Origin of the sequence: Pediococcus ethanolidurans (genome assembly GCF_001437405.1) — a bacterium.
Taxonomy (GTDB): Bacteria; Bacillota; Bacilli; order Lactobacillales; family Lactobacillaceae; genus Pediococcus; species Pediococcus ethanolidurans.
The window spans coordinates 44,214-59,286 of record NZ_JQBY01000007.1; the positions used below are offsets into that span (position 1 = coordinate 44,214).

Below are 15,073 nucleotides of genomic sequence, written 5' to 3' on the forward strand. Positions count from 1 at the left end.
TTTGATGAAAAAAAATATTATTAAATCTGTCTTTGCCTTGGCAGGTGGTGCGTTGGGCGTTATTTTGTTACCACCGCTGTGGATTTTATTGTCGTTGGGTGATCACTGGTGGCTAAGTAATTCAGTTACAAATTTCTTGGTTGGTGCAATTATTTTCTTTATTATTTCAATGTTCTTAGCTGGCTATGTTGAACGCCTCGTAAATCGGTTGGAAAAGCAAATTTCAAAAATACCACCGGTTCGTTTACTGTACGGTAGCTTGTCAACCGTAGTTGGATTGGTATTAGCAATTTTGATTTCGACCTTGTTTTATCGCCAACAGATTTTCTTTTTGAATACGGTTGTCCCAATTATTTTAATGTTAACTTTGGGGTATCTTGGTTTTCGAATTGGAACGACACAGGCGGATGAATGGCGTAAATTATTCGCACGTCGTAAAGAACCTGAAAGTGCAAAAAATGTATTGGATCGCAAATATACGGATAATTTCCATCACTATAAAATTTTGGATACCAATATTTTGATTGATGGCCGAATCTATGATTTGATCAAAACGGGTTTTATTGAGGGAACTTTATTAGTGCCAAATTTTGTGTTGTATGAATTACAGTACATTGCAGATTCTTCGGATAGTATCAAACGTGTTCGAGGACGACGTGGGCTGGATATTTTAAACAAGTTACAAAATGAGCATATTATTCCGGTCGAAATGTATGAAGGCGACTATGAAGAGATTGATGAGGTAGATAGTAAACTTATTCGATTAGCTAAAGATAAAGATGCCGTGATCGTTACTAACGATTTTAATCTCAACAAAGTAAGTCAATTCCAAAATGTGCAGGTTCTAAATATCAATGCGTTAGCTAATGCTTTGAAGCCCCGGGTCATTCCTGGCGAGAATTTACATGTCATGGTTGTCAAAAACGGAACTGAACGGCAACAAGGTGTTGCTTATTTGGATGATGGCACCATGGTTGTGGTTGAAGAAGGCAAGTATTTCATTAATCAAGAACTAGACGTTGTTGTCACAAGCGCGTTGCAAACTGATGCGGGCCGTATGATTTTTGCGAAACCATTGCATTCAACGCGAGGTATTAGTGATCGAAACTCTGAAAATAGCTAGGATTGTGACTTTATTTATTTGAACGGCAATTGTACAATTGATTAAGCAATAAAATGTGAAAAACTTAGAAAGAGGCGTTAATTTTGGCAAAAAGTAAGATTCGTGTTCGTTATGCACCAAGTCCTACTGGTCATTTGCATATTGGTAATGCACGAACAGCACTATTTAATTATCTGTTTGCGCGTCATTACAAAGGCAAGTTTATTATTCGAATTGAGGATACGGATACCAGCCGTAATATCAAGGATGGTGAACGTAGCCAACTTGATAATCTGAAATGGTTAGGCTTGGATTGGGATGAAGGTCCTGACAAACCTGGTGACTATGGTCCTTATCGTCAGTCTGAACGAAAGGCCATTTATGAACCTTTAATTCAAGAGTTGTTAGATAAAAAACTGGCTTATGAATCTTATGAGACAGAAGAAGAACTTCAAAAACAACGTGAAGAGCAAAAGGCGCGTGGCGAAATGCCTCGTTATGTTTATGAATATGCCGGAATGAGCGATGATGAAATTCAAGCTAAAATTGCTGAATCTAAGGCGGCTGGTTTAGAACCAGTCATTCGTTTCCGCGTTCCTGAACACAAGACTTATGCTTGGGATGACATTGTTAAAGGCAAGATCTCGTTTGACTCTAGTACAATTGGTGGCGATTTTGTCATTCAAAAACGGGATGGAATGCCAACTTATAATTTTGCTGTTGTGGTTGATGATCATAAAATGGAAATTTCACATGTTTTCCGTGGGGATGATCATGTGGCAAACACACCAAAACAATTGATGATTTATGAGGCCTTTGGTTGGCAACCACCTAAGTTTGGCCATATGAGTTTAATCATTAATAGTGAAACTGGCAAAAAGTTAAGTAAACGTGATGAAAGTGTGCTTCAGTTTATTGAACAGTATCGTTCATTAGGTTACTTACCGGATGCTATGCTTAATTTCATTGTGTTACTTGGTTGGTCACCAGTTGGTGAAAGCGAAATCTTTACGCAACGTGAATTGATTAAAATGTACGATGAGAAGCGCTTGAGCAAGTCTCCGGCTGCTTTTGATGGTAAAAAGCTAGAATGGATTAATAATCAGTACGTTAAATCTGCTGATGAAGATAAAGTAATGGATTCTGCTTTACGTCAACTAATTAAGGCAGGCAATATTGAAAAGAATCCGGCGCCACAACGCGTTGAGTGGGCACGTAAACTCATTAATGTTTACAAACGTCAAATGAGTTATACCGCGCAAATTAACGAAATGGCAGATTTATTCTTCAATGGTCCAGATGAAATTGATGAAGAATCTAAACAAGAGATTTCTGCTGAAACTGCTTTGCCAGTTCTGAAAGCAATGTATGCACAGTTTGAAAAAATGGAAATATTTGATACAGTTGAAATTTTGGCTGCTATTAAAAAGGTGCAAAAAGCAACCGGCGTTAAGGGACGTGCTTTGTGGATGCCAATTCGAATTGCCATCACACACGAAATGCATGGTCCAGAATTACCTGAGACAATCGAACTTTTGGGTCAAAAGACAGCAATGTCACATTTGAAAGCTATGATTGATGAATTAAGCTAAAAACTTGAAAGAGTGGCCAAGAAGGCTGCTCTTTTTTGTGTATGGCATAAGGAGTTTCCTAGGTTGTCTTTAAGATATGTGATAAAATCAAACCAGAATAAAAAATGAAAAGAGGCCGTTTGGATGATTAATCTTTATAATACAATGACACGTCAAAAAGAACCGTTTAAGCCAATTACTCCCGGAGTTGTGAATATGTACGTGTGTGGCCCCACTGTATATAATTACATTCATATTGGTAATGCACGCAGTATCATTGCGTTTGATACAATTCGGCGCTATTTTGAATATCGCGGATATAAGGTTAATTTTGTTTCGAATTTTACTGATGTTGATGATCACATGATCAATACAGCTAGGCAGGATCATACGACGGTTCCAAAACTAGCTGCGAAATATATTGCAGCTTTTATGAAGGACAGTAAAGCAATTAATGTTGAACCGGCTACTGTAAATCCTCGGGCGACAGAAAATATTCCGGAAATTATTAATTTTATTCAGGTGTTGTTAGATAAGGGATACGCTTATAAATCTGATGGTGATGTTTACTATCGGACAAGAATGTTTAAAAACTATGGCAAACTTTCCGGACAAAATATTGATCAACTTGAGCAGGGCGCTAGTGAACATGTAAATGATGAGGAAACAGCACGAAAAGAAGACCCAATTGACTTTGCACTATGGAAAAAAACAAAGGCAGATGAAATTTCGTGGGAAGCACCATGGGGAAAAGGTCGTCCCGGTTGGCACATTGAATGCTCCGTTATGTCCACTAAATATTTAGGGGATACCATTGATATTCATGGTGGTGGTGAGGACCTTGAATTTCCACATCATGAAAATGAAATTGCTCAAAGTGAGGCCAAAACAGGCAAAACGTTTGCTCATTACTGGATGCATAATGGCTTTGTCACGGTTGGTGATGAAAACGAAAAGATGAGTAAATCATTAGGTAACTTTGTGACGGTTCATGATATTATTCAAGAGATGGATCCACAAATATTACGTTTATTTATGGCAACTACGCAGTATCGGCGGCCTATTCAGTATACCCGTGAGAATTTGGCGGAAGCTGGAAATAACTTGGCTAAATTGCAAAACGCGTTTGCTAATTTGACTTATCGTTATCAGGGCGCAGATGAAGGAGAAAATCCGGAAATCACTACTCGGGTAAACCAGTTGACAGATGAATTCAAGCAGGCTATGGATGATGATTTTAACGTGCAAAATGGGATTGCCGTTGTTTATGAACTGGCTAAAGAATTGAATGTCTATAGTGAACGTGATGTGGTAAAACGTGACTCTCTTGATTTATTAAAAACAAGATTTGTCCAATTGGTCAGTATTTTTGGTGTTAAATTAGAAGAAACTAAATTAGAGGATGAAACCATTAAACAACTGATTGTGCAACGCGATCAAGCCAGAGAGAATAAGAATTTTCAACGCAGTGATGAAATTCGCGATCAATTAAAAGACCAGGGAATTATCTTGGAGGATACCCCCCAAGGAACTCGGTGGAAAAGGGAATAGTAAATGACAGAAAATGGAGATTATAAACAATTAAATGGCATTGCCTTAGCCTATTTAGGCGATGCAGTATACGAGGTTTACATCAGAAGACATTTAATTAACAAAGGGCTGACCAAACCAACTAAGTTGCATCATACAGCTACCAATTTTGTTTCAGCTAAAGCTCAAGCCGCTTTGATTCAGGCAATGACGGATCAGAAAATTTTAACTGAAACTGAAGAGGAGTACTTTAAACGAGGACGTAATGCAAAAAGTCATACTTCGGCTAAAAATACCTCTGTTTTAACCTATCGGATTTCCACGGGATTTGAAGCATTAATGGGTTATCTTTCTTTAAGTGGGCAACAAGAACGCTTAGATTGGCTGGCAAATTGGTGTATTGATCAAGTAGAGGAAGGAAAAATTAGTCATGCCACAAAATGAAAATAAAGCACCACAAACTGAGGACGCACAGGGCGATTTTATTATTGGACGTCATCCTGCAGTTTCGGCCTTGAAATCACAGCAAACAATCAATAAAGTGTTTGTGCAAGAAGGGCTAAAAGCCGATGCAATTCACGATATTGTTAAGCTGGCAGAAAAACGCAAACTTATTGTGTCACAGGTACCAAAGCATAAGCTGGATCATTTAGCTGATGGACAAAATCATCAAGGAGTAGTATTGGCAATTGCTGCTTTTGAATACGCTGATTTAGATGATGTTTTTCAAAAGGCTAGTGCTAAAGATGAAGCACCTTTTGTGTTGATTTTGGATAATATTGAGGATCCACACAATTTGGGATCAATTTTACGAACAGCAGATGCTGCAGGTGTCCATGGCGTCATTATTCCTAAGCATCGGGCTGTCGGATTGACCAGTACGGTTGCCAAAACTTCAGCAGGCGCGATTGAACATGTGCCAGTTGTTCGCGTAACCAATTTAGTTAATACGGTTAAAGATTTAAAGAAACGCGGTATGTGGATCTTTGGAACTGATATGAATGGTACCGATTATCGTAAATGGGATGCGAAAGGTTCAGTTGGTTTGATTATTGGAAACGAGGGCAAGGGAATTTCACCCCTTCTTAAAAAACAGGTCGATGAAACTTTAACGATTCCGATGGTGGGTCAGGTTCAAAGTTTGAATGCAAGTGTGGCAGCAAGCCTATTAATTTATCAAGGTTTTTCAACACGACATTCTTTATAAAAACCCCGACAAAAATGAAGATTACCTAGAAGAAAACGAAATTAACTGCGAAGTTTGCAGATGATTTCGTTTTTTTATTATGCTCGTAAGCAGCGTCAAATAAGCGTTTTAAACGTACGTTCCCTTGTAAAACTAATTAATAATCTGCTATATTGTTTTCTTGAGGAGGCTGGTTAGGAGTTAGGAATGTTAGATAAAACATGTAAAACTGAATTGACGTTAATTGAAAAAGCCAAATTCGGTGATTCGGCAAGTTTTGAACTTTTATTTCGACAGTATAGTCCAATTGTAATTCATATTAAGGAAAAATATTTTTTACGAGGATATGAATTAGACGATTGGTTACAAGAGGGAAGAATTGTGTTCTTTAATACAATTGCCAACTATGATAGTAAACGACACATTACTGTAGGAAAGTTTTTTCAGGCAAACTTTCAAAATCGGGTTTGTAGTTTAATTCGTAGAGAAATGGCGTTTAAAAGACGTTCTGACTTATTCAGTAATTCTCTAGAAGCGATGCAAGAGGAAAATAACGAATATGAGCGCTTGTTTATGACTAAACATGGCGGGCCTCACGAAATGGCTGTGTTAAAGGAAAACTGTGAACGTTATTATTCAGACTTATCTATATTTGAAGCGCGAGTTTTTCGATATTTTTTTGCCGGGAAAAGCTCTACAGAAATTGCGTCTTTATTAGGGTGTGAATCTTCCAAAGTTTTAAATGCGATCAGTCGTTGTCGAAATAAGTTTGAACAACGAATTTCTCATAATCAGTGATAAAAATAGGGCAAATGTCCTATTTTTTGTGGTATTCAATTATATTGAAGGGTTGAAATTGACATGGTGGGGTTGGCATGATAAAGTTAACTTTGATTAATTAGGGAGATAAATTATGGCACAAAAACAAATTGCCTTAGCATGTTCGGTCTGCGGATCACGTAACTACACAGTTGCGGCCAATCCTAACCGAACCACAAGATTAGAGATTAAAAAGTATTGTAAGCACTGCAACAAGCACACATTACATCGAGAAACGCGCTAGGAGGAAAGTTCAATGAAATTTATTAAAAGTGTTATTCAAGAGATGCATGATGTGACGTGGCCAAATGGCCGTCAACTTCGCAAAGATGCGTCTTCTGTCATTGGACTCTCAGTATTCTTTGTTGGCTTTTTTGCACTGGTAGATTGGTTAGTTCAGATTTTTCTTGGTTTATTCCAGTAAAACATGGCACTAATCCAATTTTTTTGATACAATGATGGTGTTGGAACTTCGTGTAGACGGAGTTTTTTTATTTTGTTTAAATTACCAGCGCGAGTCGTTTGGTTACTGCAAACTAGAATTGATTGTTAATTAAAAAAAGGAGAATACAATTGGAAACTGCTGCAAAAAATTGGTATGTTTTACATACTTATTCAGGATATGAAAATAAAGTTAAGGCAAACCTTGAGTCTCGTTCTCAATCAATGGGGATGCAGAATAATATTTTTCGGGTAGTTGTGCCTGAAGAAGAAGAACACGAAAGCAAAAATGGTAAAGACAAAGTTACCATGAAAAAAGAATTCCCTGGCTACGTTTTAGTAGAAATGGTTATGAGTGACCAGGCTTGGTATATTGTGCGAAATACACCAGGCGTAACTGGATTTGTCGGTTCACACGGTTCAGGAAGTAAGCCATCACCATTATTACCAGATGAGGCAGAAAGAATTTTACGTCACTTAGGGATGTCTGTTCGTCACGCTACCATTGAAGTTGAAGAAGGCGAAACTGTTAAGATCGTTGATGGTGCTTTCTCTGGTTTGACTGGTAAGATTACTGAAGTAGACAATAAGAATATGAAACTTAAAGTTAATATCAACATGTTTGGTCGCGAAACAAGCACCGAACTAGATATGGAACAAATCGATAAACTTGATTAGTGAGTTTGTCCTTTTTATGGTTACATGGTATACTTTTAAAGTATGCTTTTGTGCATATATAAGCGTGGGAGAGGAAATTTAAATCCTCATCATACCACACACGGACTTATAAGGAGGTATGTCTCGTGGCAAAAAAAGTAGCAAACGTTGTTAAATTGCAAATTCCCGCCGGAAAAGCAACTCCGGCTCCACCAGTTGGTCCAGCTTTAGGACAAGCAGGTATTAATATTATGGGATTCACAAAGGAATTTAATGCACGTACAGCTGACCAAGCTGGCATGTTAATTCCTGTTGTAATCACTGTTTATGAAGATCGTTCATTCGACTTCGTTACAAAGACTCCACCTGCTTCTGTTCTCTTGAAGAAAGCTGCCGGTGTTGAACATGGTTCTGGTGAACCTAACACAAACAAGGTTGCAACTGTAACCAAGGATCAAGTTAAGGAAATCGCCGAAACAAAAATGCAAGATCTAAACGCTGCAAACGTTGAGTCTGCAATGCGCATGGTCGAAGGTACTGCACGCAGCATGGGCTTTGAAGTTAAAGACTAAGTTGTTGTAGTCGGATACTCCATTAAAATGGATGTATCAAGTGGGAGGAAAATCCGTTAAACCACATTTGCAAGGAGGAAAACACAGATGGCAAAAAGAGGTAAAAAGTATCAAGACGCTTTAAAGCAAGTTGATACGACAAAAGCATATGCACCAAAGGAAGCATTGGAATTAGTTAAAAAAGTTGATTTTGCTAAATTTGATGCAACCGTAGAAACAGTATTTAAGTTAAACGTAGATACAAAACAAGCTGACCAACAATTACGTGGCGCTGTTGTTTTACCAAATGGAACAGGTAAAGAACAAACAGTTATCGTTTTTGCTAAAGGCGAAAAAGCTAAAGATGCACAAGCAGCTGGTGCAGACGTTGTGGGTGACGATGACTTAGTTCAACGTATCCAGGGCGGCTGGCTTGATTTCGATGTTGCAATTGCAACACCTGATATGATGGCTCAAGTTGGACGTTTAGGCCGAGTTCTTGGACCAAAGGGATTAATGCCTAACCCTAAGACTGGTACTGTTACAATGGATGTAACTAAGGCTGTTACAGAATCTAAAGCTGGAAAAGTTACTTACAGAACTGACCGTGATGGTAACGTTCATGTGCCAATTGGTAAAGTATCATTTGATGCTGACAAATTACTTGGTAATTTAACAGTTATCGAGGACACTATTGTTCGTGCACGTCCTGCTTCTGTTAAAGGAACATACGTCCAAAACGTTTCTGTGGCTTCAACATTTGGCCCTGGCGTTCATGTTGACTTGGCACAGTTTTAATTAATTGTGTGTTGACATAGAGATGTTTTCTATGGTAACTTGGATAAGTAAATTATAATAAATTTGCCTAAGACTCAGGTGACGTTCATTCGTCTTAATTTTACCTGCCGAGGAACGTAGAAATGTAAATTTCCGTATCCCAGGTCTGGGTGCGGATTTTTTTATAATTAAAAAAATTGCTGGAGGTGAAAATTAATGAGTAAAGAAGCAATCGCTAAAAAAGCAGCAATTGTTGATACAGCTGTTGATTATTTTAGCAAAGCCGCTTCCGCAATCGTTGTTGATTCTCGTGGATTAACAGTTGCAGAAGACACTGAGTTACGTAAGGAATTACGTGATGCTGGTGTTACATTGCATGTGATTAAAAACAAGATTTTGACTCGTGCTGCAGAAAAAGCTGGTTATAAAGACTTAAATGATGTCTTTGTTGGACCAAGTGCTGTTGCATTCTCTGATGAGGATCCAGTAGCTCCTGCAAAGATTTTGAAGAAATTTGCTGATGAACATGACGCACTTACACTTAAGGGTGGCATGATCGAAGGTAAAGTAGCTTCAATCGAAGAAATCAACACATATGCTTCAATGCCAAGCCGTGAAGACTTGCTCAGCATGCTTGCTAATGTATTACAAGCACCTGTACGTAATGTGGCATATGCAGTTAAAGCTGTTGCAGATAAGAAGTCTGAAGAAGACGCTGCATAATTAAATTAGACAATTAAATGGAGGATACAAAAATGGCATTAGATAAAGACCAATTTATTGAAGACTTAAAAGGTGCTTCAATTACTGACTTAAATGACTTAGTTAAAGCTATCGAAGACGAATTCGGTGTTTCTGCAGCTGCCCCAGTTGCTGCTGCAGGTGCTGCTGGTGATGCAGCTGCTGCAAAGACAACATTTACTGTTGAATTAACAGAAGCTGGTTCAGCTAAGGTTAAAGCAATCAAGGCTGTTCGTGAAATCACTGGTCTTGGCTTGAAAGATGCTAAGGACCTTGTTGACAAGGCACCTTCAGCAATCAAAGAAGACGTTTCTGAAGACGAAGCAAACGATGTTAAAGCTAAGCTTGAAGCAGCTGGCGCTACAGTTACTCTTAAATAATTTATATAATTTGCATGCGAGACACGAATATTTCTAATTTTGATTGCGATTAGATAATCAAGATTTTAGTAAGGATGACGTGGTCTCCTGCTAAAAACCCTGCCAAGATATTTCTTGGCAGGGTTTTTGTGTCTATTGGTCGTTATGTTTTCTGGTATTGGTGAAAAATGACTGTTACCAGTTTTTTTACGTAATCTGTATAAAATAAAAGGAATATATACCCTCATATGCTACGTTTTAAGCGCCTAAACCAAAAGTTGGCAGAAAATTATCTCAATCGGATTTTGTAACGTTGATCAAGAATGGTATATGGTTCACCGATGCTCATATTGTCAGTGTCAATGATCTCAAATATCATATGGAGTAAAAAAGCTGCGTTATTACTGTAAAAATGCAGTGTGGTTCTCAAAAGTCCGTTTCTATTTTTTAGTCAATCGATGAACGCCAATAAAAAAATGGTCATTCAACTATTAAAAGATTCAGTTTCACACAAAATAATTACCAAAATTATTGGTGTCCCTTAAAGTACAGTTGCTGGTCTACAGTACGATGGCCTAAAGCTTCCTCAAAAAGCTTCTTATTTACCGAAACATTCATGTTTTTTAAATTCAGATCAATTGGGTATTTCACAGTTCTCTTGTGAAGTGCTTTTTTGTGCAAGGGTATGCGCAAATGTATGTCAATTACTTTTTTGGACGCGTTGGTTATTTTTCACCTTGTCTAGTTCTTCAGCGAGGTGGCAATAGACCCTTAAAGAAATGATACTATCTGTTCTGTTTATAAAATTTGGCACAAAATGCAATTCACTTGGCGCTTAAAGCTATTACATATACTTGCTTTGTTAGGTATAATTAGTTAAATTAACAAAGAAAGCAGGGTACCTATGGCGAAAAAAACAGTGATTATTACTGGCGGTAGTGATGGAATCGGAAAAGCAGCAGCACGGTTGTTAAAGGAGCAGGGCGCGCAAGTGGTGATTATTGGCCGCTCACCGCAAAAAACGAAAGCGACCGGAACCGAGTTAAACGTGCCTTATTATATTGCGGATTTTACGAAACTTGATGAAGTACGGACATTAGGAAATCAATTGCACGCCGATTATCCACAGATTGATGTTTTGTTTAATAACGCCGGTGGTGTGTATGGTGAGCGTGAAGTCACCGTTGATGGTTTTGAGAAAACTTTTCAGATCAATTATTTGGCTCACTTTTTATTGACAGATATCTTGTTGGATACTTTGATTGCTAGCCATGCAACGATTATTAATACATCCAGCAGCGGTAATAGTGGCTTGAGTAAACTTGATATTAATGACCTGAATTTGGAAAATAAATATAGTCGTACACGTGCGTATGGTAACGCTAAATTGGAAGTTATTTTATTTGCCAAAGAGTTTAATCGGCGTTATGGACAAAAAGGGGTTTCAATGGTGGCCTTTCATCCCGGCAACGTGGTGACTAATTTTGGTGCGGAATCACCAGGAATGATGCATGTTTTGTATCATACCTTTGTCCAAAAGTTAATGCGAATGATTCCACCAAAAAAAGGTGCCGATACAGCAATCTGGTTGGCAACGACCACTCCGGGCAAGGATTGGCAACCTGGTGAATATTATTACAAACGTAAAATTGCCAAGGCACATAAACTGGCTTATGACAAAGATATTGCTCGTTCGTTATGGACGCAAAGTGAAGAAATGATCGGTGAACGCTACCCAACTTTTAAGTAAAGGTGTTTGAAAAAGGAATGGTCAAGTGAAAATCGCAATTAGTAAGCAATTTCAGGATTTTGTTAAGAGCATCGGCTTGTCGCTAGATGATATTTTGCAAAAAGCGGCGATTCCCAACGTTTTATGGCGGGAAGAACTACAATTATCACAGGCAGACTACAATAAGTTTTTATTTGAGCTAGATAGTGAGATCACTGATGATCAATTATTGGCGTTTAGCCAAGTTGAAAACTATAAAGCATTTATGCCACCCTTTTTTGTGGCCCTGTGTGCTCAAAATGCATTGACATGTTTTCAGCGTTTTGCGGTATATAAAAAGTTGATCTGCCCGTTAGTGATCGATATCGATGAACAGACAACAACGCTCTCATTACATCTGAGTTTTGATTTACCTGGGTCGCAAATGGCGCGGTTTACGCTACTGAACGAACAAATGGCGCTGATTAGTTTGATCCGAACCGGCACAGGAGAATCAATCAAACCCGTGGAGGTCACGGCGCCGTATGAATATAGTCCTAAATTAGTTGATTTTGTGGGTGTACAACCACAGTTGTCGGCTACTAATGTGGTTACCTTTAAAAAGGCCGACGTACTTCGGCCTTTTGTGACTCAAAATAATGTGATGTGGGATTACTTGGAACCAGAATTGAAGAAACGCTTAGCGGAACTTAATGCCGAAAACTCTTTCATTAATCATGTTGAAAAGACGTTATTTTCAGCGATTCCTAGTAATCATTTCTCACGTGAATCAGTCGCACATTCACTAGGTGTCAGTGTGCGTACAATGCAACGCAAACTGAGTGAGCAAAATACGACATACGCGCAACTGGTCCAAAAAGTACAGCGCCTGCTGGCAGTCAATTACCTCAACGCTAACGAATTAGCCACTGAAGAGATTTCGTGCTTGGTTGGATATAAAGATCAAGCATCGTTTTCGCGGGCGTTTAAAAATTGGACTGGGCAAACGATTACCGAGTATCGAGCAGCAAACAGTTAATTTCAGTGCATAAAAAAAACCAGCCAAGTGCTGGTTTTTTTAGTGCTATAAAAACATACCGCCGGAAGCTTCAATCCGTTGGGCGTCGACCCATTTAAGCTCTTCGCTGCAGAGTGCGGCGATCACACCACTGACATCTTCGGCTTCACCGATTCGGCCTAGGGTAGTTGCGCTACCAATAAAGCCACGGAGTTGGTCGTTGTCTTTAGCTGCACCGCCGCCAAAGTCAGTTGCCATTAACCCTGGGGCTACGGTGTTGACCCGAATACCACGTGGACCGAGTTCTTTGGCCAAATAGCGGCTGAGAACTTCGATTGCGCCTTTCATTGCGGCGTAAGCACTGCCGCCGGGGGTAGTGAAACGAGTCAGGCCGGAGGACACGTTGACGATACCACCTTGATCGGCCAGTAGCGGTAATAAAGTTTGCGTTAGGAAGTAAACGCCTTTGAAATGAACGTTCATTAAGCTATCAAATTGAGTTTCGGTGGTTTCGGCAAAGCCTGCTTCTAAACCAAAGCCGGCGTTGTTGACGAGAAAATCAAAGTTTTGGCGCTGCCATTTTTCAGTTAAAACGGCAGTTAGTTGTTCGGTAAAATCAGCGAACGAGGCGGTGACACCGGTGTCCAGTTGTAAGGCAGTCGCTTGGCCACCATCTTGTTCGATTTGGGACACAACTGCGGCGGCTTGTTCTTGTTGAGAATGATAAGTGATCACGACGGCAAAGCCTTTTTCAGCAAGAGCGAATGCAGTACTACGGCCAAGTCCACGACTACCACCAGTAACCAAAGCAATTTTGTTTGTCATTTAGTAGACCTTCTTTTTTAGTTTTTGACTGAATGAGTACTTCAGGTTAAAATGATTGTATCACTTAGAGTTAACTCTAAGTCAAGAGAAAGGATTTTTTTAAAATGACTTATACGATCAATGAAGTTGCTGCTAAATTTGGTTTGTCGGCTTACACGATCCGTTACTATGATAAAGTGGGTATTTTACCGTTTGTCCGCCGTAATCGAGTGGGTAACCGCCAATTTGATGAGGTCGATGTGGATTGGCTGCGCCTAGTCTGTTGCTTGAAAAATACCGGAATGGCGCTGAAAGATATCAAAACCTACAGTGACTTAGCGCGCCAAGGTAGCGACACGGGAACGACTCGGCAAACAATGTTGCGCCAGCACAAGCAAGCTGTATTACAGCAGATCGCTGACTTACAAGCCAACTTAGAATTAATTGAGACTAAGATTGATTTTTATGCTGATCCGCAGAATAAGAAACTGATGGATCGTTTAAAGGAGTTAGAACAGTAGTATCAGGTGAAATGATTTTGCGATTATGCAGCAAATTAGTTTGACAAAATAACTCAAATCACATTAAATGAAAATCTATTGATAAGGAGTAACTTAATTATGAAAAATTCTTGGTGGGGTACCCCTCGAACGATTACCGATATCGTTCAGAATCGTAAAATATCTTGGTTGGAGCTTTTTTCGGATTTAGTTTATGTGGTCATTATCCACGGGTTTGTCGAAAATTTAAGTGCTCATTTTAGTCTGGATGGGTTTGTTTCATTTTGGATTCTGTTTCTCTTTATTTTTAACACTTGGACTAATATGGTACTTTTTTTTGATCTACATGGTGAAAACAATTTGCGCAATACTTTTTTTGCGTTATTACAGATCGTTGCGATCAGTTTTACCGCGACCTTTACGCCAGCTTATTTTGAGGGGCACTATACCGGTTTTATTATCGCTTATAGCTTTAATCAACTAATTTATATGTATTTATTCTTTTCGACAATGATTGCCGATCCCGCACATGGCATCACAACCAAACCGTTTTTGCTTGCTTACACTATTGGTGAATTTATTTTTGTTGGTAGTATTTTTGTGCCAAATCTTTTCTGGCAACGACTGTTAATTTTTATTGCTTTATTGATCTTCATCAGTACTGTAATGGGCGAGCGGCAAAATTTCACACTGAATTTAAGCAGCGTGGAATCCCATTTACGATTTCGCCAGCGATTATGGAGCGTTATGGTTTATTTACCATGATCGTACTCGGAGAATCGTTGGCCGGCTTGATCGAGCATGGTGAGCAGATCCACCATTTAGCTGACTACGGGTTGTTGTTGCTATTATTACTCAGCGTGATCGGTATGTGGTCCGTTTATTACACGTTTATGGAACAGCTACGAATCGAAGCTAAATCATATGGACCATTGTCTTTTTTTCGCGGGCTACATCGTTTTTTTATCGCTTGTTTGACCTTGCAATCGTTTTTTATTGCCCAATTATTTGAAGAACCAAACCGGATTTTCTACAGTGGCTATTTAATTGTGACGGTATTGTTGCTTAGCATCTTATTAGTGATGCTTCGGCTACGCTTGTTTAATCCACAGCCATTACCATGGCACAGTGCACGATTGCTGCTAATAGGTTCATTAGTGTTGTTATTTATGCTAGTATTGCCGCTAATGCTTGGTTTGGTAATAGCTGATCTAGTACTGTTTACGATTGGAATTACTGGTTGGCGCCGTAATGTGGTTTAGCCAAACGTAGCAGTGCACGTGAGAACAAACGTATCTCGTTTTTTGTT

The 15,073-nt window shown here is 39.0% G+C and carries 19 protein-coding genes and 1 other annotated feature; of the genes, 18 read left to right on the plus strand and 1 reads right to left on the minus strand.

From position 1 onward, the window contains the following. Window positions 1–4: 4 nt before the first annotated feature. The 15 genes from IV87_RS04120 (at window position 5) to IV87_RS04185 (ending at window position 12,481) form a co-directional block, all read left to right on the plus strand. Window positions 5–1,123 carry a PIN/TRAM domain-containing protein gene (locus IV87_RS04120; RefSeq protein WP_057805738.1) on the plus strand — a complete coding sequence of 373 codons (1,119 nt, stop codon included), beginning with the start codon at window positions 5–7 and terminating at the stop codon, window positions 1,121–1,123. A gap of 83 nt (window positions 1,124–1,206) precedes the next feature. Then, complete coding sequence (gltX, locus tag IV87_RS04125; protein ID WP_057805739.1) at window positions 1,207–2,694, plus strand: glutamate--tRNA ligase; 1,488 nt, start codon at window positions 1,207–1,209, stop codon at window positions 2,692–2,694. A 123-nt stretch (window positions 2,695–2,817) separates the two neighbouring features. Next, window positions 2,818–4,224, plus strand: coding sequence for a cysteine--tRNA ligase (cysS, locus tag IV87_RS04130; RefSeq protein WP_057805741.1), 1,407 nt, complete (start codon window positions 2,818–2,820; stop codon window positions 4,222–4,224). 3 nt (window positions 4,225–4,227) lie between these two features. Further along, entirely contained in the window at window positions 4,228–4,647 is a 420-nt protein-coding gene (locus tag IV87_RS04135; protein ID WP_057805743.1) for a Mini-ribonuclease 3, read from the plus strand. Continuing rightward, window positions 4,634–5,410 carry a 23S rRNA (guanosine(2251)-2'-O)-methyltransferase RlmB gene (gene rlmB, locus IV87_RS04140; protein ID WP_057805746.1) on the plus strand — a complete coding sequence of 259 codons (777 nt, stop codon included), beginning with the start codon at window positions 4,634–4,636 and terminating at the stop codon, window positions 5,408–5,410. Before IV87_RS04135 ends, rlmB begins: the two co-directional genes overlap by 14 nt. 186 nt (window positions 5,411–5,596) lie before the next feature. After that, on the plus strand, window positions 5,597–6,187 hold the full coding sequence (locus IV87_RS04145; protein WP_057805747.1) for a sigma-70 family RNA polymerase sigma factor: 591 nt from the start codon (window positions 5,597–5,599) through the stop codon (window positions 6,185–6,187). 115 nt (window positions 6,188–6,302) lie between these two features. Further along, window positions 6,303–6,452: a 50S ribosomal protein L33 gene (rpmG, locus tag IV87_RS10890; protein ID WP_074693873.1), complete on the plus strand. Its 150-nt coding sequence runs from the start codon at window positions 6,303–6,305 to the stop codon at window positions 6,450–6,452. Window positions 6,453–6,464: 12 nt separating this feature from the next. After that, complete coding sequence (gene secE / locus IV87_RS04150) at window positions 6,465–6,632, plus strand: preprotein translocase subunit SecE (RefSeq protein WP_057805748.1); 168 nt, start codon at window positions 6,465–6,467, stop codon at window positions 6,630–6,632. Between the two features lie 149 nt (window positions 6,633–6,781). After that, the gene (gene nusG / locus IV87_RS04155) at window positions 6,782–7,327 is read left to right on the plus strand and encodes a transcription termination/antitermination protein NusG (RefSeq protein ID WP_057805749.1); all 546 of its coding nucleotides are present in this window, start codon (window positions 6,782–6,784) and stop codon (window positions 7,325–7,327) included. 125 nt (window positions 7,328–7,452) lie between these two features. After that, window positions 7,453–7,878 carry a 50S ribosomal protein L11 gene (gene rplK, locus IV87_RS04160; RefSeq protein ID WP_057784519.1) on the plus strand — a complete coding sequence of 142 codons (426 nt, stop codon included), beginning with the start codon at window positions 7,453–7,455 and terminating at the stop codon, window positions 7,876–7,878. Window positions 7,879–7,965: 87 nt separating this feature from the next. Continuing rightward, window positions 7,966–8,655: a 50S ribosomal protein L1 gene (gene rplA / locus IV87_RS04165; protein ID WP_057805750.1), complete on the plus strand. Its 690-nt coding sequence runs from the start codon at window positions 7,966–7,968 to the stop codon at window positions 8,653–8,655. A gap of 48 nt (window positions 8,656–8,703) precedes the next feature. Then, window positions 8,704–8,826, plus strand: a sequence feature (ribosomal protein L10 leader region). A gap of 24 nt (window positions 8,827–8,850) precedes the next feature. Then, the gene (gene rplJ, locus IV87_RS04170; protein ID WP_057750552.1) at window positions 8,851–9,357 is read left to right on the plus strand and encodes a 50S ribosomal protein L10; all 507 of its coding nucleotides are present in this window, start codon (window positions 8,851–8,853) and stop codon (window positions 9,355–9,357) included. A gap of 32 nt (window positions 9,358–9,389) precedes the next feature. Then, window positions 9,390–9,755, plus strand: a complete 366-nt coding sequence (gene rplL / locus IV87_RS04175) for a 50S ribosomal protein L7/L12 (RefSeq protein WP_057805757.1) — start codon at window positions 9,390–9,392, stop codon at window positions 9,753–9,755. 883 nt (window positions 9,756–10,638) lie between these two features. Continuing rightward, the gene (locus IV87_RS04180; RefSeq protein WP_057805760.1) at window positions 10,639–11,484 is read left to right on the plus strand and encodes an SDR family NAD(P)-dependent oxidoreductase; all 846 of its coding nucleotides are present in this window, start codon (window positions 10,639–10,641) and stop codon (window positions 11,482–11,484) included. A 25-nt stretch (window positions 11,485–11,509) separates the two neighbouring features. Continuing rightward, window positions 11,510–12,481, plus strand: coding sequence for a helix-turn-helix domain-containing protein (locus IV87_RS04185; protein WP_057805762.1), 972 nt, complete (start codon window positions 11,510–11,512; stop codon window positions 12,479–12,481). Between the two features lie 45 nt (window positions 12,482–12,526). Here the strand turns inward: IV87_RS04185 and IV87_RS04190 are convergent, their stop codons facing one another. Next, window positions 12,527–13,285, minus strand: a complete 759-nt coding sequence (locus IV87_RS04190) for an SDR family NAD(P)-dependent oxidoreductase (RefSeq protein ID WP_057805764.1) — start codon at window positions 13,283–13,285, stop codon at window positions 12,527–12,529. Window positions 13,286–13,389: 104 nt separating this feature from the next. Here IV87_RS04190 and IV87_RS04195 point away from each other — a divergent pair, with 104 nt between their 5' ends. The 3 genes from IV87_RS04195 (at window position 13,390) to IV87_RS11295 (ending at window position 15,026) form a co-directional block, all read left to right on the plus strand. Next, window positions 13,390–13,785 (plus strand): MerR family transcriptional regulator, encoded by a 396-nt coding sequence (locus IV87_RS04195; protein ID WP_057805767.1) that lies wholly within the window; start codon window positions 13,390–13,392, stop codon window positions 13,783–13,785. A 99-nt stretch (window positions 13,786–13,884) separates the two neighbouring features. Further along, window positions 13,885–14,529 carry a low temperature requirement protein A gene (locus tag IV87_RS11290; protein WP_057805768.1) on the plus strand — a complete coding sequence of 215 codons (645 nt, stop codon included), beginning with the start codon at window positions 13,885–13,887 and terminating at the stop codon, window positions 14,527–14,529. Continuing rightward, entirely contained in the window at window positions 14,526–15,026 is a 501-nt protein-coding gene (locus IV87_RS11295) for a hypothetical protein (protein ID WP_057805769.1), read from the plus strand. Before IV87_RS11290 ends, IV87_RS11295 begins: the two co-directional genes overlap by 4 nt. Window positions 15,027–15,073 lie beyond the last annotated feature (47 nt).